This is a genomic window from Mesorhizobium sp. LNHC229A00, assembly GCF_000502415.1.
GTDB lineage: Bacteria > Pseudomonadota > Alphaproteobacteria > Rhizobiales > Rhizobiaceae > Mesorhizobium.
Genome location: NZ_AYWQ01000003.1, coordinates 46,645 through 65,148, shown reverse-complemented (window position 1 = coordinate 65,148; position 18,504 = coordinate 46,645). Strand labels below are relative to the sequence as shown.

15 protein-coding genes and 1 pseudogene are annotated in these 18,504 nt (G+C 58.4%); 4 read left to right on the top strand and 12 right to left on the bottom strand.

Translation table 11 applies throughout. The features are described 5' to 3' along the window. Positions 1-23: 23 nt before the first annotated feature. The 8 genes from X742_RS162205 to X742_RS162240 all read right to left on the bottom strand — a co-directional run bounded on the left by X742_RS162205 (position 24) and on the right by X742_RS162240 (position 6,335). Positions 24-974: a LysR family transcriptional regulator gene (locus X742_RS162205; protein WP_023770907.1), complete on the bottom strand. Its 951-nt coding sequence runs from the start codon at positions 972-974 to the stop codon at positions 24-26. Positions 975-1,040: 66 nt separating this feature from the next. Continuing rightward, positions 1,041-1,829: an ABC transporter permease gene (locus X742_RS162210; protein ID WP_023770906.1), complete on the bottom strand. Its 789-nt coding sequence runs from the start codon at positions 1,827-1,829 to the stop codon at positions 1,041-1,043. 3 nt (positions 1,830-1,832) lie between these two features. Next, positions 1,833-2,744: a nodulation factor ABC transporter ATP-binding protein NodI gene (nodI, locus tag X742_RS162215; protein WP_023736276.1), complete on the bottom strand. Its 912-nt coding sequence runs from the start codon at positions 2,742-2,744 to the stop codon at positions 1,833-1,835. Positions 2,745-2,748: 4 nt separating this feature from the next. Next, positions 2,749-3,033, bottom strand: a complete 285-nt coding sequence (locus X742_RS162220) for a carbamoyltransferase N-terminal domain-containing protein (RefSeq protein ID WP_023766915.1) — start codon at positions 3,031-3,033, stop codon at positions 2,749-2,751. Between the two features lie 35 nt (positions 3,034-3,068). Further along, complete coding sequence (gene nodS, locus X742_RS162225; protein WP_023770905.1) at positions 3,069-3,677, bottom strand: nodulation methyltransferase NodS; 609 nt, start codon at positions 3,675-3,677, stop codon at positions 3,069-3,071. Positions 3,678-3,712: 35 nt separating this feature from the next. After that, the gene (gene nodC, locus X742_RS162230; RefSeq protein WP_023770904.1) at positions 3,713-5,071 is read right to left on the bottom strand and encodes a chitooligosaccharide synthase NodC; all 1,359 of its coding nucleotides are present in this window, start codon (positions 5,069-5,071) and stop codon (positions 3,713-3,715) included. Positions 5,072-5,085: 14 nt separating this feature from the next. After that, positions 5,086-5,745, bottom strand: a complete 660-nt coding sequence (nodB, locus tag X742_RS162235) for a chitooligosaccharide deacetylase NodB (RefSeq protein WP_023766912.1) — start codon at positions 5,743-5,745, stop codon at positions 5,086-5,088. Continuing rightward, complete coding sequence (locus tag X742_RS162240; protein WP_023736281.1) at positions 5,742-6,335, bottom strand: NodA family N-acyltransferase; 594 nt, start codon at positions 6,333-6,335, stop codon at positions 5,742-5,744. The genes nodB and X742_RS162240 overlap by 4 nt, the downstream gene beginning before the upstream one ends. 384 nt (positions 6,336-6,719) lie before the next feature. Here X742_RS162240 and X742_RS162245 point away from each other — a divergent pair, with 384 nt between their 5' ends. Then, on the top strand, positions 6,720-7,745 hold the full coding sequence (locus X742_RS162245) for a LysR family transcriptional regulator (protein WP_023770903.1): 1,026 nt from the start codon (positions 6,720-6,722) through the stop codon (positions 7,743-7,745). Positions 7,746-8,221: 476 nt separating this feature from the next. Here the strand turns inward: X742_RS162245 and X742_RS162255 are convergent, their stop codons facing one another. Further along, a complete protein-coding gene (locus tag X742_RS162255) occupies positions 8,222-9,253 on the bottom strand; it encodes a LacI family DNA-binding transcriptional regulator (protein WP_023770901.1) in 1,032 nt (343 codons plus the stop codon). 304 nt (positions 9,254-9,557) lie between these two features. Beyond that, complete coding sequence (locus X742_RS162260) at positions 9,558-10,886, bottom strand: dicarboxylate/amino acid:cation symporter (protein WP_023770900.1); 1,329 nt, start codon at positions 10,884-10,886, stop codon at positions 9,558-9,560. Positions 10,887-11,680: 794 nt separating this feature from the next. Here X742_RS162260 and nifA point away from each other — a divergent pair. The 3 genes from nifA to X742_RS162275 all read left to right on the top strand — a co-directional run bounded on the left by nifA (position 11,681) and on the right by X742_RS162275 (position 15,924). Beyond that, positions 11,681-13,435, top strand: coding sequence for a nif-specific transcriptional activator NifA (gene nifA, locus X742_RS162265; RefSeq protein WP_084569493.1), 1,755 nt, complete (start codon positions 11,681-11,683; stop codon positions 13,433-13,435). A gap of 219 nt (positions 13,436-13,654) precedes the next feature. Continuing rightward, positions 13,655-14,794: a histidinol-phosphate transaminase gene (gene hisC, locus X742_RS162270; RefSeq protein ID WP_023770898.1), complete on the top strand. Its 1,140-nt coding sequence runs from the start codon at positions 13,655-13,657 to the stop codon at positions 14,792-14,794. A gap of 89 nt (positions 14,795-14,883) precedes the next feature. After that, complete coding sequence (locus X742_RS162275) at positions 14,884-15,924, top strand: LLM class flavin-dependent oxidoreductase (RefSeq protein WP_023770897.1); 1,041 nt, start codon at positions 14,884-14,886, stop codon at positions 15,922-15,924. A gap of 588 nt (positions 15,925-16,512) precedes the next feature. Here X742_RS162275 and X742_RS162280 read toward each other — a convergent pair. Both X742_RS162280 and X742_RS162285 read right to left on the bottom strand, forming a co-directional pair. Further along, positions 16,513-18,261, bottom strand: a pseudogene (locus tag X742_RS162280) (ABC transporter ATP-binding protein); the annotation flags it as partial. Continuing rightward, on the bottom strand, positions 18,255-18,479 hold the full coding sequence (locus X742_RS162285; RefSeq protein WP_245275522.1) for an ABC transporter transmembrane domain-containing protein: 225 nt from the start codon (positions 18,477-18,479) through the stop codon (positions 18,255-18,257). The pseudogene X742_RS162280 and the gene X742_RS162285, both read right to left, overlap by 7 nt. Positions 18,480-18,504 lie beyond the last annotated feature (25 nt).

Below are 18,504 nucleotides of genomic sequence, written 5' to 3'. Positions count from 1 at the left end.
ATCATAACCGAGGGGTCAGTTTCTCAATTCGGCCGACAACTGAGACGTCCGGTGCTCTTAGGCAGGGCAATCATACGAGATGCCTCCTGCAACATCATTTCCCGCATCCATAGGCTTGCCGGATCATTATTGTGAAGCGCAGGCCATTGGACGGCCTCCGTGAATGCGGCAGGAAGTGGCGGCGGAAGTTCGACAATCCGCAAGGGTGTTAATTTCGCGAAATGCTGCGCCAGCCGCAACGGCATGGTCCCGATGCGGCTGGTGCCTGATAGAAGGGGCGGGATCATGCTAAAGCCGTGTACGACGACCTCGATACGTCTCTCGAAACCGTTCTCGAGCAAATACCATTCCTCGATGGAGGGCTGCCGGGTGTCTCCGAATTTGAGCACAACCTGCCCCATCGACAAGTATCGGTCGAATGTAAGTGGCTCTGACAGCTGCTTGTTCGTGCCGCAGCCTACGCATACGAGCATATCTTCGAACAGGGCTGCGCGAGGATGTTTCGACATGAACACTTCCGGCATAATCAGAAAATCAACGTCGCCGCGCCGGAGAAGCTCCTCGGGGTCGTCGGAAATAGGCAGACATTCGAAGCGGACGGCGGGAGCTTCCCGCGCAGCACGCTTTACGATTTTCTTAAAAAATACGAGTGTGAGGTAATCGGAAAGGATGATGCGGAAGCGACGATCCGATCCGACCGGGTTAAAGGGGTCCCAGGAAATAATCGACAGCTGGATGTGCAGCAATGCCTCCCGGACTGCTGTGGCGAGCCCCTCCGCGCGCGGTGTCAAAATGAGTTCGCGGCCGTTCATCGTAAATAGCTCATCGCTGAAATAGGCGCGTAACCGACCGACGGCGGCGCTCATGGCCGGCTGACTCAGGTTAATACTGCGGGCTGCGGTGGTGACTTTACGCTCCCTGATCAAAGCGTCCAGCACAACGAGGAGATTTAGATCGAGTCCCTTAAAACGCATGCATTGACCTATCCGACGCGTGGATGGGTATCGCCCAAACTATCAATTTTACGAATGGTGAGAGCGTCAACGCATCAGCCGACGACGAAACAGAGCAACCGATAGGAAGAACGGCAAAACCGTGTATATGCAAAGCGCGCCGATATGCAGGCCCATGCTGCCGGCCGGACGGCCAAGCATCGCCGGACGAATGAGGTCAATTGCATGTGCGAGGGGCAACAAGGAGGCGATGTCCTGAAAAGCGCCGGGCAATTGGTTGACCGGAAACATCGCGCCGCAAAGGAAGAGCATGGGTGTTATAACAAGCGTATTATAAAATATGAAATATTCATAACTGGGCGCAAGCGCCGTGACGACCATCGCTAGACTCGCGAAGGCGAGGCCACTGAGAGCGATGACTGGCAGCAAGCAGAGGATGGATGGCCACGATGCGTAGCCTAGCGTGGTGGCAACAATAGTGATTGCTGTGCCCGCCATCAGGGCCTTGGTGGCTGCCCACGCCAATTCGCCGAGTAAGATATCGCCGAGCGTCAGCTGAGTGCATAGCATTCCTTCCCAGGTGCGCTGGTCGCCCATGCGGCCGAAACTCCCGTAAACCGTTTCAGCGGTCGCCGATGCCATCGCGCTTGTGGCAACCATGCCAGCCGCGAGAAACGCAATGTACGAAGTGCCCTCAACAGGACCTATCATTGTACCGATTCCAAAGCCGAGACCGAACAGATAGATCATCGGATCGGCGAGGTTGCCGAGCACCGATGCAAGCCCGATTTTCTTCCATCCGAGATAGTTGCGGCGCCAAACCGCGACCCAATTCCACGCATTGGCGGGCATGCCCGCCGCATAACGTTCGCCCATTGTTCAGTCCTCCATCTCGCGCCCGGTTAGCCGCAAAAACACATCCTCGAGATTGGGGGGACGCTGCAGAAGGCGTAGACCCGCGCGCCCGCGTAGCTGCGCCAGCACCTGCTCCGGATCGGGTGCATAGCAAAAAAGCGTCTCACCGCTCACCTCGATGCGCTGTGCGTACGGCCGGATCAGCGCACCCAGTTCATGCGGATTGCCGCCGTAGACCTCGACCACGTCACAGCCGATCTGCTCGTCAATGAGTGCGGACGGGCGGCCTTCGGCGATCTTGCGCCCCTCCTCCATAACGCACAGCCGATCGCACAGCCGCTCGGCCTCTTCCATGAAATGGGTAGTCAAAAGAATAGTCTTGCCCCGCGCCAGCAGCGATCGCAGCCGTTCCCAGATCAGGTGGCGGGCCTGCGGATCGAGGCCGGTGGTCGGCTCGTCCATCACCAGCAAGTGCGGGTCATTGATCAGCGCACGCGCGAGCGTCAGGCGCCGCTTCATGCCGCCGGACAGTTCGGCGACGCGCGCATCCGCTTTGTTCTCGAGGCGGGCGAACTCAAGCAGCGATGGTATGACCGCATCGATCTGGCGTCTGCTCATCCGGAAGTAGCGCCCGAACACCAACAGGTTCTCGCGTACAGTGAACGCGGTATCAAGATTGTCGAACTGCGGAACCACGCCGATGCGCATACGTGCCAAACGCGCGCGCGCCGGCACTGGAACGCCGAGCACAGTAATCTTCCCCGCATCGGGCGATGTCATGCCGAGGACCATACGCGCAATCGTGCTTTTGCCCGCGCCGTTCGGTCCCAAGAGCCCGAAGCATTCCCCCGCCGCAACGCGGAACGACAGTCTGTCGACAACGAGCTTGTCATAAGTTTTGCTTACGTCAGTAAGATCGATCGCTACCATGGACATGGGTTCATTTTACCGAGAGGGACGCCAAGACTGGCGGTTGCTTGGTTGCCTGCCGGACCTGAAACTGTGACTCGTCTTCGCCATCCCAGCCGTCGATAACGAACTGATCGACGTCACAAGGATTTAGCCCCTGTTCCGGTAAAGCGGCGACAATTGCGTAGAGATTATCGATGGCTTGGTAACGCGGATCGTTGTGCCGCTTTTCCTGGTCAACGCAGAAGACGAGCCGTCCATCCTCGACCAGGGCGATCGCCCCATCATGGGTCAGCTTGATACCAAAGATGCGCATAGTGTCTCCAGGTTAACGGCGATAGATTCGATTCATCAGGAAGCGGAAAGCGGGTTTCGGAAACGGACGAGCAAGCAGTCTTCGTTGACCGACTCGCCCCGACACTCAAGACGCTCTACCTCGATCAACGTTTCGTTCAGCATGGCGATGACCGGCTCAGCACCAGCGGCGTGACCCCAGCGACGGCAATTAGCATCCCTTGCCGATCCGAAGATCAGATGCCCGCCAGGCGCAAGCACCCGCACCAGGTTTTTGACGGCCGCGCGCATCTCGGCTATGTCTTCGAGATAGTAGAGGACCTCCGCCACAACGATCAGGTCAAACAACTCGTCGGTCGAAAACTGTTGAACATCGGAGACTATCCAGTTGATGCGCGACGGCTCGTTTATCCGTTGACGTGCTCGAGCAATCGCTTGCGCCACGACATCGATGACGGTGAGCCCTTGGCAGTAGGGGGCTAGTTTTTCCGTGAATGCGCCGGCAGCGCACCCGACTTCGAGGGCATTTGAAATGGAGCCTTGGGCAAGCGCCAGCTGGAGCATTTGCGTGTGGCGCTTCCGCTCGAACGGATTGCCGTCGAGAAGCCACGGATCGTCTGCGGCCAATTCCCGATCAAGCAACTGATGATTCACGTTCTGGGTCAAACTCGTGCACCTCTCGTCCACTAGGTAATTAGCGATCACTCGTCGCCGCAAATGTTGCCCGACAGCACTAATTCCGAAGAATCCCGCGCAAGATTGAGCCTGCGAAGCGGAGCCGCATGGGGCGAGAATTCTGCCCTGCTGGAACCAGTGATCGGAGTTTGGGTGGGGGCCTGTTTTCCCCCAGTGTTCGATGTAGCGACAGCAGAGCCTCGCGACAGCCAATCGCTATTGCTCAATGTACACAGCGCGTAGGCTTTCAACGGAAGCAAGAGAAAGATGTTGATGAACGTGTGCAGCGAAAAGCCCAGAAATCGAAACTGTCGGGCACGAAATGCTACCACGCTGCATCGGAGCATGGTCATGGTTACAATCATCAGTCCTGTCCACCAAGGCACAGAGCCTGTCAGTGCGAAATGTGCTAGGCCCGTTAATACCGATACGGCGAGGAGTAGCGCGCCGAGATTCTGTCCGACCACGTCCAACGTGAGATAGCTATTCAGGCTGGGCAGCAAGCGCAGCCCAAGCAGCGTGTCCCGGAATGTGCTTCGTGCCCAACGGAGTTGTTGGCGCAGATACGGTCCTAGTCTGTTCGGGACGACTGTGGCCGCGATGGCGCTCGGAACGTACTCGGTTCGAAAGCCTGCTTTCAGCATCAGGATAGTAAGATGGCGATCCTCACCGAAGTCGCTTGGCTTGCCCCGAAAAAACTGCGACTCGTACTGGTCCAGTAACAAAAGGAGCGCAGACCGGCGGTACATGGCACATGGGCCGCAACAGCACATAACGGCACCGAAGCGAGCCTGCGCCGCGCGCTCCTCGTTGCAAGCCAGCCAGTACTCCATGTCTATCAGCCTGGTCAGCCAGCTCTCGGTCCGGTTACTGGCCGTCAACTGACCCATGACTGCGCCGACCGCTGAATCTCGCATCTTCGGTACAAGCTTGGCAATGACGTCGGACGCGAGTAACGTGTCTGAATCAACGTTAAGCACCAGATCCCCTGATGAGCGGCGTATCGCGGCGATCTGCGCCTTGCGCTTTCCAACATTCTCGGGAAGCAAAATGATGTCGAACCTAGGGTCGCGCGCGTAGGCTTCGTGGACAGTTCCTAAGGCTTCGCGATTTCCAGAACCGTCATCAACCACATAGACCCGAAGTCTTCCGGCGTATTCTTGGTCGGCAATGGAAGCCAGGCACTCTGAAAGCGTGCGCGGATCCTCGTTGAAGCAGGGGACGATGACATCCACGCTGGGCAGTTGATCGGAGCCGACGAGAACCTCCAACGCCGATGAGTCGTTTGTCGGCAGAGCATAAAGCCCCTGCATGCTCTTATAAGCAGTCGAGAGCAGCGCATAAAGCGATATGGCCACAGTGCTGGTTGTACCAAGAAGAGTCATGGGATCTCGTTTGTTCAGTGATGTTGAGGAAGTGAGCGGATTACAAATCCGCGCTCACGCAATGCTGGAATCAGCCGGGACAGCGCCGTGACCGTCTGGTCGCGCAGACCGGCGTGAGCGCCCCGGCCCAACTCGCCGGGAGGGCATCCGTCGTGCAAGAGTACGATTGCGCCCGGCCGGACAGAGGCGAGCACTTTATCGATAATCGCGTCGACCCCAGGGCGAGACCAATCTCGAGGGTCGACGGACCAATGGAGGGCCGCCAGCCCCGCGATCTGTGACGCTGTGAACACTTCTTCGCTCCAGGCGCCGTAGGGCGCGCGAACATAGCGCACCGAGGCCTGCGGGCACGCTCTCATGATGGCGTCGTTCGCTTCAAAGACCTCACGTTGCACTTCGCCGAAACCGCATTGGTACAGATCCGGATGAGACATCGTGTGGTTGCCTACCTCGTGCCCTTCTGCGATCATCCGTTGGATTAGATCTGGGTGCTCTAAGGCGTAGGCGCCGATGACGAAGAAAGTCGCCGGCACCCGCTGCTCTGCCAGCACATCGAGAATCTCCGGTGTGAAAAGTCGATTGGGACCGTCGTCAAACGTGAGATAAACGCTGCGACGGCCGGTGCCGTCAGAGCACTCACGGCGCACTTCGTACAAGCAATCGGGACGGCTCATAGCTCTGGTCCGTTCCGATCTATCATCGTGCCCGTGGGCCATTCGCTGATCGGCCGTCCAACCGGCAGAACAATGGTGAGTGCGTCATCGATGCGTGTGGGCGGCAGGTCGAGGCGGGCCTCTGGTCGGGTCGAGCGCACGCGAATTCCCGACAAAACGGCCAAAGGCCTGTATCGCCGCCCGAACCTCTCAACATGATTCCGCAGCGCGTCCCGGACCGTTCCGAAAGCGAATGGAACGCCAAGCTCCTGCAGTATTGGAAGCATGACATGGATTGAATGGGCGATTCCGAGACCCTCAAGGTCCGGGCGTACCCCGTACAGGCCCAGCTCAGCCACCAACAGGTCGACCGCGTCAACCTTGATGAAACGGCGCAGTATGCCCATGTGAGCCGCTACACCACTTGAATCATAGGCGATCACGCGGAGTTCAGGCCTGGCTCCGGCCCAGCTTCGACTACCTTCGAACGGTTCTGCGTTGGACGCCCCAGTCGGCCCGTACGTATCACGAAAGAACTCGGCGAGCTCAACGTGATCGGAGAGCTGCAACTCGTTTTCCCAGCACAACTTCCACTGCACCTGGTGGCGCATTCAGGACCTCTCTTCATATTAGTTTTTTGCGGCCGCATTACCCGACCAAAGCGGCGCTTCTGGCTGCATTCAGCCGTTGTCGTTGGCGAAGGTGAGCCAGACGCTCTCTCTCGAAGTTCCGGCCCGTGTCGTCGATTTGAGCTTGACGTTGCTCATTAACGTTCCTCTAATGCATGGCTCGTAAATTCGTAAAATTGATTGTTTGAATGACACGCATCCACNGTCGTTGGCGAAGGTGAGCCAGACGCTCTCTCTCGAAGTTCCGGCCCGTGTCGTCGATTTGAGCTTGACGTCGCTCATTAACGTTCCTCTAATGCATGGCTCGTAAATTCGTAAAATTGATTGTTTGAATGACACGCATCCACACGTTGGATAGAACATGACATGCGTTTCAAGGGACTCGATCTAAATCTCCTCGTTGTGCTGGACGCTCTGATGAGGGAGCGTAAAGTCACTGCCGCGGCTCGCAGTATCAACCTGAGCCAGCCGGCCATGAGCGCCGCCGTTGCTCGGTTACGCGCCTATTTCAACGATGAGCTATTTACGATGAACGGCCGCGAGCTCATTTTGACACCGCGCGCCGACGGGCTCGCCACAGCAGTCCGGGAGGCATTGCTGCACATCCAGCTGTCGATTATTTCCTCCGACGCTTTCAACCCAGCCCAATCGGATCGTCTCTTCCGAATGATGCTTTCCGATTACATCACGCTCGTATTTTTTAAGAAGATCGTAGAGCGTGCTGCGCGGGAAGCTCCCGGCGTCCGCTTTGAATGTCTGCCTATTTGCGACGACCCCGAGGAGCTTCTCCGGCGCGGCGACCTTGATTTTCTGATTATGCCGGAAGTGTTCATGTCGAAACATCCTCGCGCAGCCCTGTTCGACGATATGCTCGTATGCGTAGGCTGCGGCACGAACAAGCAGCTGTCAGAGCCACTTACATTCGAGCGATACTTGTCCATGGGGCATGTCGTGCTCAAATTCAGGCACACCCGGCAGCCCACCATGGAGGAATGGTATTTGCTCGAGCACGGTTTCGAGAGACGTGTCGAGGTCGTCGTACAGGGCTTTAGCCTGATCGCGCCCGTCCTGTCAGGCACCAACCGCATCGGGACCATGCCCTTACGGCTGGCGCAGCATTTCGCAAAAACAACACCCCTGCGGATTGTCCAACTTCCGCCGCCACTTCCTCCTCCCGCATTCACGGAGGCCGTCCAATGGCCTGAGCTTCACAATACTGATCCGGCAAGCATGTGGATGCGGGAAATGATGTTGCAGGAGGCATCTTGCCTGGCGCCTTTGCCTGAAATCAATGAGCGTCTCGGGCACGCCGATCCGACCTTGCGGTTGTTGGTACCGACTGCCACCTCGATTTCACGTGCGAAGTCCCGGAAGATGTTAAGCCCCACTTAAACACCGGGCCTTTGCCCAGCAGAGCGGCGCAGTTGCTTGTCAAGTACGAGGGCCAGGAACGAGCAGAACACACGCCCGGGGTTGCTACTGAATTGACTGCCGCCTCCGATTTTGCTTGCGGAGTCCCAGAAGATGCTCAGCCCCACTTAAATGCCAACGTCGCAGGCCTTGCCGCGGCTTTTCACGCGCGGCCAGGCGAGGAGATGGCGGTCGACGTGGTCGATCCAATCTGTGCCAGCCTCGCCCGGCTACTGGCGTCGACGACAGTCCCCTGCACCGAGAAAGTCGGGCACTTGGCAATGAAGCCGGTCGAGCTTGACGCTGCGGACCCAAGCAATTGACCCCGCGCTTCTGCCTGAACGCGTGGCCGATCCGTTCATCTAATCGGCGCTACATTCTGCCCGGCTGAGGTCCGTGGGTGCGGCCACCCCGCGGGATGGGATCAAACTCCCCGCTCACGATAGAGCCCATGAGTTTCATATATTTTCCGGCAGATGGATGTCGAACGGGAGAAATGTCTGTCCGGGTGTTTCAGCGGTGCCGGTCTCGATAGCCCGCGTCATCAGCGTTATCAGCTCCCGGCAAAGTCGGCGCATTGGCGTGGCGACCGCCATCGTGACGATATTATCTGCGAGCGCCGCCCGAGACTCCGGCGTGATTTCATTCACGATCGCGACGAGATCGCGACTTTTGCCCTCTTCTCGAAGCGCGGAGATGGCGCCCTCCATGCCGCCGCCGGCGACATAGAAGCCGACGAGCTCGGGCTCTCGCTGCATGAGATCAAGCGTTGCCTCGTAGGTGATCTGCCGTTTCTCGAGGTTCATGACAGGATCCAGCACCTCGAACGTGGGCGCGTTCTCACGGCAATAGGAGCGAAAGCCGACGTCACGGAGCTCGTGCCCCTGGAAACGATGGCTGCCGACAAAAACCGCCACTTTGCCGGGCCGTTTTGCGACCTTCGACACCATCCAAGCGGCCGTGCGCCCCACCTTGCGGTTGTTAAGGCCGATATACCCCTGTCGTACGCCGGCGGCGAAGTCGGAAAGCAGCGAGAAAACCGGAATGCCTTTGGCCTTGAGGTCCTCAACCGCTGCTGTAATTTTCGGGTGGTCCGGTGCCACCATCGCGATCGCATGGCAGCGTGCGCCCAAATCCTTGAGCGGCGCGATCAGGTCGCTCGGCATATGTGACGGGGCGAATTCGACGAGCGGAATGCCGTGGAAGGACTGGGCCAAATTGACCGATGCTTCGACCTCGCGCGCAAAATCTTGGTAGAAATGCTGGGCCGGTTTTCTCAAGATGAAGCCCAGACGGTAGTGCGGTAGGTCTCGCCGCAAGCGCTGCTTGATTAGCCCGGCAGCATGATAGCCGATCGCGTGGGCGGCGTCGTGGACCCGCCGCGCGGTCTCCTCGCGCACCGGATGGCGGGCGTTCAGAACCCGGTCGATCGTTGCTACGCTGACTCGGGCTTCGCGGGCGAGATCGGCAATTGTGGGGCGCTTGGTCATAGGTCCTATTCTGATCGGTTTTTGACGCGGGCCGGCTCTCTGTCGCCTGACGCGTTTCGGTTTCGGGTGGCAAAGTGAAGACGTCCCATACGAATGGCCAACAGCGTGTTGGACGAACATCATTCCAGACGTAAACCGGCCGGGTATACTGAAAGGCTCATTCGCTTAAAGGGCGGTGACGGTTTGCACTCACACATTTAGCGCTTCGGCTACATGGTCCGTGAGGAGCCGTTTAGAGGCTGCGGGTCGGTCGTTCAGTTCATGTGACCAGCTAGGCGACTTAACAGGTCGTGGGCCGCCCACCTTATTGGGAGGAGGGTAGCCGGTTTGATGCCTCGGCAAGCTGATGACCGCAGAAGGCGGCTTTCATCTGTGCTCGGTCCAATTCTCCTTCCCAGCGGGCGACGACGAGGGATGCCACTGCGTTGCCGACGCAATTCGTCAGCGCCCGGCATTCGGACATGAAGCGGTCGATGCCGAGTATCAGTGCCATCCCAGCAACGGGAACACTCGGAACTACGGCGAGCGTAGCCGCCAGGGTGATGAAGCCCGCGCCTGTGACACCTGCAGCGCCCTTGGAGGAAAGCATTGCTACGAGCAGCAGCAGCACCTGATCGCCGATGGACAGATCCGTGTTCGTCGCCTGCGCGATGAAGAGGGCCGCCAGCGTCATGTAGATATTCGTGCCGTCCAGATTGAATGAATATCCGGCCGGGATGACGAGACCCACAACCGAACGCCTGGCGCCCGCCTTCTCCATTTTCTGCATCAGCGAAGGGAGCGCCGCCTCCGAGGAGGACGTTGCGAGGACAAGCAGCAGCTCTTCCTTGATGTAGCGAATGAGAGAACAGATCGAGAAGCCGTTGTAGCGGCAGACCGCGCCGAGAACCCCGAACACGAAGAGGAAGGCGGTGAAATAGAACGTCGCGACCAGCATCGCGAGGTTGACCACCGAACCGATGCCATATCTGCCGATGGTGAAGGCCATTGCGCCAAAAGCGCCGATCGGCGCGGCCTTCATCAGAATTCCAACGAGCTTGAAGACAGGCGCGATGAGCGCCTGAAGGAAGCAAACGACAGGCTTGCCCGGCTCTCCGGCCATCGCAAGCGCCATGCCGAACAGAACCGAGAAGAACAGCACCTGCAGGATGTCGCCTTCCGCGAAGGCACCGACGATCGTTGGCGGGATGATGTTCATCAGAAAGCCGGTGACCGACTGCTCGCTGGCTTTTGCGGCATAGGTATTCACGGCCTGGACATCGAGCGAGGCCGGATCAATGTTGAGGCCGGCGCCAGGCTGGACGACATTGGCGACGATGAGGCCGACGATCAGCGCGAGCGTCGAGAAGGTGAGAAAATAGACCATTGCTTTACCGGCGACCCGGCCGACCTTATGAAGATCGTTCATGCCGGCAATGCCGGTGGCAATTGTCAGGAAGATGACAGGCGCGATGATCATCTTGACCAGCTTGATGAAGGCATCACCCAGCGGCTTCAGGCTCTCGCCGGTCTCCGGATAAAAATAGCCAATTGCGACGCCGAGCGCGATGGCGGCAAGCACCTGGGCGTAGAGCTTGGTGTAGAAGGGTTTGCGGGGCGCGGGACTCGCGCCGCGAACTTGTGCAGCTGACACTGTTTCTCTCTCCCTGACCGGATCGAGGTGGCGTGACTTCTCCCGGGCTTCTCCCTATCGCGGCGCTCCGGTCGAACGCTGCACCAACGCCGCCGCAATACCCATGCCAGATGAATCCGCATGACCTGAACTGACGTGGGCTCGCCAATGATGGAGGAATGCGGTGTCAGACCAGCGGGATAGGCCGCGGTCCGGCACGCCCTGGATGTCTCTGGCAGAGTGCTGCCGGTCGATCCCTCTGGCTAGCGGTTTGCTGCACAGAGCGTGGTGGGTTCCTCGTTTTAGCCGGCTTTGGACCGGGCCGCATCGCTGGCGCCAGCGCGTACCAAATAGGTCGCCTGTTCATTCCGACCAGTGTCGTTGGCGGTTATTATCGCTCCCGCCCCTCCTGGGCGCTGGTGAATGGCCCGGCCCGGCATTTACACTCGGCGCGGTCAGCCGCTCGGGCACCGCATCGCCGGCGCAAGTATTTCCGCCGTTCAACGGCAAAAACAGAATTGATGAATTCTATCATATGCCGCGAGGTTTCCTTTCACGAATGAAAGAAAGCTCGATTGACTATCCCGCCTCGCTCCAGTCTTTTGAGAACAACGTGTGGTTGCCTTGGTGCAGCCGAGACCATGGCCAAGCTTCGTGGAGGGGAGAGCCAAGCGATGCATCATGGTTCGATCCGCTTTGCACTCGACCAAACGGCGGCGGCACGAGTTCACGTCGGAGTATTTTCGCGCTTGCTCGCGACGTCGCGGGCGCACATGCCGCCGGCCTACGTTTGATGGCGCGAGATCGAGGATCACATGCACCACAACATTCGCAAATCAGAACAAAATGCCAGCGAGTGCGGCATATCGCTGCCGAATGCGATAAGGGGTTGTCCAACGTCCGAGACGAATCCTGCGAATGGGGCATTGCACGAGCGCGCCCTCACCGGAATCTTCGAAATATCGAAAATACTCACCGATCCCGCCCGGCTCGAACTCAGTTTGACCAAGGTCGTTGATCTCCTGCACTCGTTTGTGCAGATGCGGCACGGCATCATCGCTCTCTGCGATGCCGAGGGCGGACTGGACATCACCGTGGCCGGCGACTGCGACACGAACAGCAATGAGCCCTCCCGGTCGCGCGTGCCGCGCAACGCCATCGATCAGATTGTGACGACGGACACGCCGCTCATCGCCGAGGACATAGCGATGCATCCGGCCTTCACTGCCGCTGACATCGAGGTGCTTGGGGCCTCCGACACCGTGTCGTTCATCGGCGTTCCCATTCGTGTTGATGGGAACGCCGTAGGCGCGCTGACTATGGACAGGGCTTTGCAAAGCAGGTCAAGCTATCGGTTCGATTACGATGTCCGGCTGCTCACCATGATCGCCAACATGGTGGGACAGACAGTCAAGTTGCATCGTTTCTCCGCAGGCGACCGCGAGCGACCGCCGGAGTTGGAAGACCGGCTGCAAACGAAATTGTGTGGTGTTAAGCACCCTGCACCCCGACGCAAAAAGGTTCATGTCGAGGGGATGATTGGTGACAGTCCGGCGATAAGCGCGCTGCTGGAGAAGATCGCGGTCGTAGCCAAGGCAAAAACCACCGTTCTGTTGCGAGGCGAGTCCGGTACCGGAAAGGAGCTGGCTGCCAAGGCAATTCACGAGTTGTCGCCGCGCGCCAAGCGGCCCTTCGTTAAACTCAATTGTGCAGCGCTCCCAGAGACAGTTCTGGAATCCGAATTGTTCGGTCATGAGAAGGGTGCCTTCACAAGCGCATTCAATTCCCGCAAGGGGCGCTTTGAACTCGCTGACAAGGGGACGTTGTTTCTGGATGAGATTGGCGAGATCTCGGCCTCGTTCCAGGCAAAGCTACTGCGCGTGCTGCAGGAGCAGGAGTTTGAGCGCGTCGGCAGCAATCAGACCATCAAGGTCGATGTTCGCGTGATTGCCGCCACGAACAGGAACCTGGAAGAGGCGGTTGCAAGGAATGAGTTCCGCGCCGACCTATACTACCGCATCAACGTGGTTCCCTTGCTGGTACCAGCATTGCGCCAAAGGCGCAGCGATATTCCGCTCCTCGCAGCTGAGTTTCTCAAGAAGTTCAACGACGAGAACGGCTGTACGCTCACCTTCGATCCGCGTGCGATTGAAGTGCTGATGAAATGTGAGTTTCCCGGCAACATTCGCGAACTTGAAAATTGCGTGCACCGGACAGCGATCCTGGCCGAGGGACTATCAATCGGGAGAAACGACTTTGCCTGCTCCCAAGGCCAATGCTTTGCCGAGGCGCTGTGGAAGTGCAGATCGGGCATGGCCGCGCTGCAACCAGCGCCGATCCTGCCGGAGTCAGCGAATCCGGCCACGCCGCCGGATGCGGCAGCGACTACAGTCCCGCGTGCCGGTGCAACACACCCAATTGGCGCGAGGAACCCCGACATAGAGCGCGTCATTGCTGCCATGGAAAGATGTGGCTGGGTGCAGGCAAAGGCAGCGCGCCTCCTTGGACTGACCCCGCGCCAGATTGGCTACGTGCTAAGGAAATACGGCGTCGAGATCAAGCGTATCTGAAACCGAGGAGATGAGCTGAGCTGCTTAGCGCCTTGCGGCAGCGATGCAGATCCGCGTCCGCGTCCACTCGATCCACCGAGGACAGCCTGGCCGAATTCCCGTGTCTGCGTTGCGACCATCGTGTGAGAGGCAACGCTTCCATCGTCAATCCTGTCCGCCATGTTGCTCTCGTTGCGAGCTCATACGGATGCCCCCTGTGTGACTGAAACGGAGTTAAATATGTCCGATGCAAAACTGCAAACTGTGCTTTCGGCTCTTCCGCCAGTGACGCGACAGTTAGATGCTCTGCCGTCCAACGGACCAGCGCCGGACGGAAATTTTGTCAAGCTGAATACGAATGAGAACCCGTTTCCGTTGCCGCCAATCATAATGCAAAGTGCAGTGGCGGCCCTCAAGTGCCAGTATCTATATCCGGATGACGATAACATCAGCTTGAGGGAAGCGGCGTCCAGCACCTATGGCGTTTCCAGGGACCATGTCATCGCAGGCAACGGGTCGTCTGAACTGCTCGGACTCATCTACAGAGCTTTCCTCGCGCCTGGCGACAAGGTTGCGATGATGTCGCCAGGGTTTTCGTTCAACCGCAAACTTGCCATGATTCAGGGCGCCGAGTTTCTCGAAATCGGATGTCAAGCTCACTCCCTGCCAACGGAGCAATTGCTTTCCGGTCCGGCAAAAGACGCCAAGTTCATTATGTTGGCCAATCCAAACAATCCGACCGGAACATTCCTCCCGATAAGCGATATCGAACGCCTCGTAGCACAATCGGACCGCTTGGTTGTCCTTGATGAAGCCTACGTCGACTTTGCACCTGATCATGGCCTGCGCCTCATCAACCGGTATCCGAACGTTCTGATCTTGAGGTCATTCTCGAAAAGCTATGCCGCCGCCGGCATTCGCGTCGGTTTCGGTTTCGGTCACCCTGAAATTATTGGCAGGCTGCGAAACATCCAGAACGTCTTCAACATGAACGTCATCGGGCATGCCGTTGGTATCAGCGTGCTTGCGCATCGCGGCGCCTACGCAGAGAACCACAAGCACATCAAGGATGAACGAGAGCGAGTGACATTCGCGCTGTCGCAACTCGGATTTTCCGTAACGCCCTCCCGCGCAAATTTCTTGCTGGCCCGTGTGCCCGCGGGACAGGACGGCTCATGGTGGCAAGCAGCATTGGAAAGGCAAAAGATACTTGTCGCGTTTTTTCCGGACAAAGGCTTGGAACACTGCATCCGCGTCAGCATCGGCACAAAAGAGCAGATGGATGTATTTCTTGCTGCCGCTGGCGACATTGCTGGAAGCTTAACGGTGCCAAGCTCCAAGGGCAGGGAAGCGTCAGGCTCTGCTTCTTCGTTACGCTGACGCTAATCGGCGATCACACACATCTCTTCCGACTTGCTTGGTCATCCCAGCAAGAGAACAGCCTGCTTTTAAAATCGGGGACTTATCGAGTGACAAACGTCTTTCCTTCAAACTTAGCGTTCGGCATCTTCGATCATCTGGACGAGGATGGCCGCGACATCGGTCGGCAATACGAAGATCGCCTGATGTTAGCAGAGGCGTGCGATCAGCTGGGGTTCTATGCCTATCATCTCGCAGAACACCACTGTACTCCCCATGGGAGAGGTCCATCGCCGAATCTGTTCTTATCGAGCGTCGCCCAGCGCACCCGGCGCTTGCGTCTCGGACCCTTGGTGATGCTGCTTGCGCTTTATCATCCGCTGCGTGCGTTCGAAGAGATCTGTATGCTGGACCAGTTGAGCGGTGGCAGGCTCGAACTGGGCATAGGGCGCGGTGCTCTCCCGATCGAATTGGGCTACTTCGGGATCGGTGCGGACGCGGTGCCGGGCCGTTATGCCGAAGCCAGCGAAATCCTCATGGAAATACTTGTTAATCCGATGAAGGTCGGCACGCTATGCTATCAAGGCTGCCATTTTGATCTCAATGACGTTCCTTTGACGCTAAGACCTCATCAGCGTCCACATCCGCCGACATGGGTCGCTGCCAATCGACCCGAGTCCGCAGCTTGGGCGGCTGCGAATGGAACAAATATCGCGTGTGTAGGACCCTCCTCTTCTGTTCGCAAAACTACTGATGCGTTCCGCGCCTATCGAGAGGACAACGCTGGCGCGGGGGATCAGGCGCAATTTATCGGATTGCTCCGCATGGTCGTGGTTGGGCGTTGTGACACACATGCCTATTCGCTCGCGGCACCTGCTTACGAACGCTGGCTCAAGAGCTTCCAATTCCTTTACGAGCTTAACGCTATCCCCACTCCACCAAACCTGCCGCTGACCTTCGACGCGGCAGTCGAGAGTGAATTGTGCGTGGTAGGATCAGCAGAATCTGTGCGAAAAGCTCTGTTAGGTCAGTTGGAAGTGGCAGGTGCCAACTACCTGCTTTGTCAACTGGCATTTGGAAATCTGCCACTAGATGCTTCCCTGTACACCGCGACGACCATTCAATCCGAAATCATGGCTCGATTTGGCTGACCATGAAATTCGCGGTCACAGCGCTCCCTCACATCGACGTGCTCTAGCGTGCACGTGATGGGGACGGGGAATCGGGAGGGAGGCCAAACTGACGACGAGCCGGTCCGGCGGCACAGAATACCAGGTTTGTGCGTTGGCTGGCGTCTGGGCCATCTTGTGAACCTGCATGATCCTAAGGAGAGATGGCCGAGCGCGTCACGATGCAGGCACGCGTCTGCTCGTCGCGCTCGCGCTACCCGTCGCCATAGCCCGCCGCAGAGGTTCTTCTCGCCTGGGGCGGCGTCGGTGCGGCGCCTCCAGCTTCATCAGCGGCCCGGCGGTAGCAAAGCCGCCACTCGCTACGGCGCTGTTGAGGGCGCGCTCGCGAGCGGCTTTGCTACCCCCAGCCACCACCAGGAGCGAGCTCGCCCGATGATGGGGGTGCACCGCGGTCGGGATACGATGCTGGAGGAAATCGTTCGCAGCCGGTCTTCACGAACTGCGAGGAGTGCTTGTCCTTGAATGCTGCCTGCTAGCCGTCTGCGGTGGCCTGAGTGGTCCGCCGACACGCCCGAAAGTCAACGCCACTACCACAAGGCCGCCAAAAACTCAGGTCTGGGAGCCAGCTTGGACGGTGGTCTCGTGTTCGGGAATGTCGTCGAAGGAGGCGTAGTTGAGATAGTAGAGTTTGGAATACAGGCCGCCCATAGCTATTAGCTCATCGTGGTTGCCAGTCGCAACAACTTGGCCATTCTGAAGCACGATGATGCGGTCGGCCCCCCGGATCGTGGCGAGACGGTGGGCGATGACGAGGCCAGTCCGCCCTTCAAGCAGCTTGATCAGAGCCTTCTGAATCTGCAATTCCGTGTAGCTGTCGATGTTGGCGGTCGCTTCGTCGAGCACGAGGATCTTGGCGTCAGCGACGAGGGCGCGGGCGAAACTGATAAGCTGGCGCTGGCCGAGAGATAAGTTGTCGCCGCGTTCGCCAAGTTGGGTCTCATACCCGTCGGCGAGGCTCATGACGAAGTCATGCGCGCCGACCGCCTTCGCCGCCTCGATCACCTTGTCGCGCGTGGCGTCCGTCTTCTGGTATCGAATGTTCTCGAAGACCGTCCCGGTGAACAGGAATGGCTCCTGCAGCACCATGGCGACCTGGCGGCCGAGCGATTCCTGGGTGAGGTCGCGCACATCATGCCCGCCGACCAGCACCTGACCCTGCTGAACATCATAGAAGCGGTGGACCAGGGCCATCGCACTCGATTTGCCAGAACCGCTCGGTCCGACCAGTGCGACCGTCTCGCCGGGATTGACCCTGAAGGAGACATTTTTCAGAACCGAACGGTTCGGATCGTAGCCGAAGGTGACGTGCCTAAACTCGACCGAGCCGTCCATTTCGGGCGAAAGCACCTCGGCATTGGGTTTGTCCTGAACATCGATCTTGACGTCGAGCACATCGGTCAGGCGCTTGCCTGAGGCCATGGCGCGCTGCATGATCGAATATTGCAGGGTGAGTGAGCGGATCGGGTCAAAGAAGCGCTGGATGTAAAACAGGTAGGCTACCAACACGCCCACATCTACACGGCTATTCACGACCATCGAGCCGCCAACCACAATAACGGCGGCCAAGGCGAGGCCGGTGAGGCCATCGACGATAGGCACCATGACCAGTGCATATCTGGCAGCGATCAGTTGGGTCCTGAGGTTGGCATGGGCCCGGTCGTCAAAAAGAATGAAATTCACCTGCTGGCGATCCATCGACTGTATGGTCCGCACGCCGTGAATGGCTTCGGCCAGCGCGCCATTGACGACGGAATTGGTTTCGTGTGCAGCCATGAAGGCGTCGCGGGCGCGCGGCAGCCAGACAATGCGGACGATCACCAGGATCGGCAGAACCGACAGCGTCAGGAGGCCGAGGCGGAAGTCGAGCCACAGCATTACGAATACGATGCCGAAGAGAAGTGCAACATCGCCTAGGGAATATACCGAGGTTTCCAGGAACTCCTGTATGGAGTTAACGTCGCCTTGCAGGCGCGACATCAGGCGTCCGACCTCAGTCTTGTCCATGAAAGAGAGCGAAACCTTTTGCAGATGGCCAAACATGGCGCGGCGNATCAGGCGTCCGACCTCAGTCTTGTCCATGAAAGAGAGCGAAACCTTTTGCAGATGGCCAAACATGGCGCGGCGAATGTCGAACAGGACAGTTTCGGCAATTTTCCCATCCAAGGTTTCCTGCATGTAACCGGCGGCGAAATTGACCAAAATCGCCGAAAGGAACGCGCCGACGGCGGCAAGCTGGGCTGAGCGATCGCTCCCTGCCGGGTTCATGCCGTTGTCGATCGCGTAGCGGATGATCAAGGGGANATCAGGCGTCCGACCTCAGTCTTGTCCATGAAAGAGAGCGAAACCTTTTGCAGATGGCCAAACATGGCGCGGCGGATGTCGAACAGGACAGCTTCGGCAATTTTCCCATCCAAGGTTTCCTGCATGTAACCGGCGGCGAAATTGACCAAAATCGCCAAAAGGAACGCGCCGACGGCCGCAAGCTGGGCTGAGCGATCGCTCCCTGCCGGGTTCATGCCGTTGTCGATCGCGTAGCGGATG

Bases quoted from the DNA above. Each gene is read 5' to 3' on its own strand.
- X742_RS162205 (WP_023770907.1), bottom strand. From the start codon at position 974: ATGCGTTTTAAGGGACTCGATCTAAATCTCCTCGTTGTGCTGGACGCT.
- X742_RS162210 (WP_023770906.1), bottom strand. From the start codon at position 1,829: ATGGGCGAACGTTATGCGGCGGGCATGCCCGCCAATGCGTGGAATTGG.
- nodI (WP_023736276.1), bottom strand. From the start codon at position 2,744: ATGTCCATGGTAGCGATCGATCTTACTGACGTAAGCAAAACTTATGAC.
- X742_RS162220 (WP_023766915.1), bottom strand. From the start codon at position 3,033: ATGCGCATCTTTGGTATCAAGCTGACCCATGATGGGGCGATCGCCCTG.
- nodC (WP_023770904.1), bottom strand. From the start codon at position 5,071: ATGACTCTTCTTGGTACAACCAGCACTGTGGCCATATCGCTTTATGCG.
- nodB (WP_023766912.1), bottom strand. From the start codon at position 5,745: ATGAGCCGTCCCGATTGCTTGTACGAAGTGCGCCGTGAGTGCTCTGAC.
- X742_RS162240 (WP_023736281.1), bottom strand. From the start codon at position 6,335: ATGCGCCACCAGGTGCAGTGGAAGTTGTGCTGGGAAAACGAGTTGCAG.
- X742_RS162245 (WP_023770903.1), top strand. From the start codon at position 6,720: ATGCGTTTCAAGGGACTCGATCTAAATCTCCTCGTTGTGCTGGACGCT.
- X742_RS162255 (WP_023770901.1), bottom strand. From the start codon at position 9,253: ATGACCAAGCGCCCCACAATTGCCGATCTCGCCCGCGAAGCCCGAGTC.
- nifA (WP_084569493.1), top strand. From the start codon at position 11,681: ATGCACCACAACATTCGCAAATCAGAACAAAATGCCAGCGAGTGCGGC.
- hisC (WP_023770898.1), top strand. From the start codon at position 13,655: ATGTCCGATGCAAAACTGCAAACTGTGCTTTCGGCTCTTCCGCCAGTG.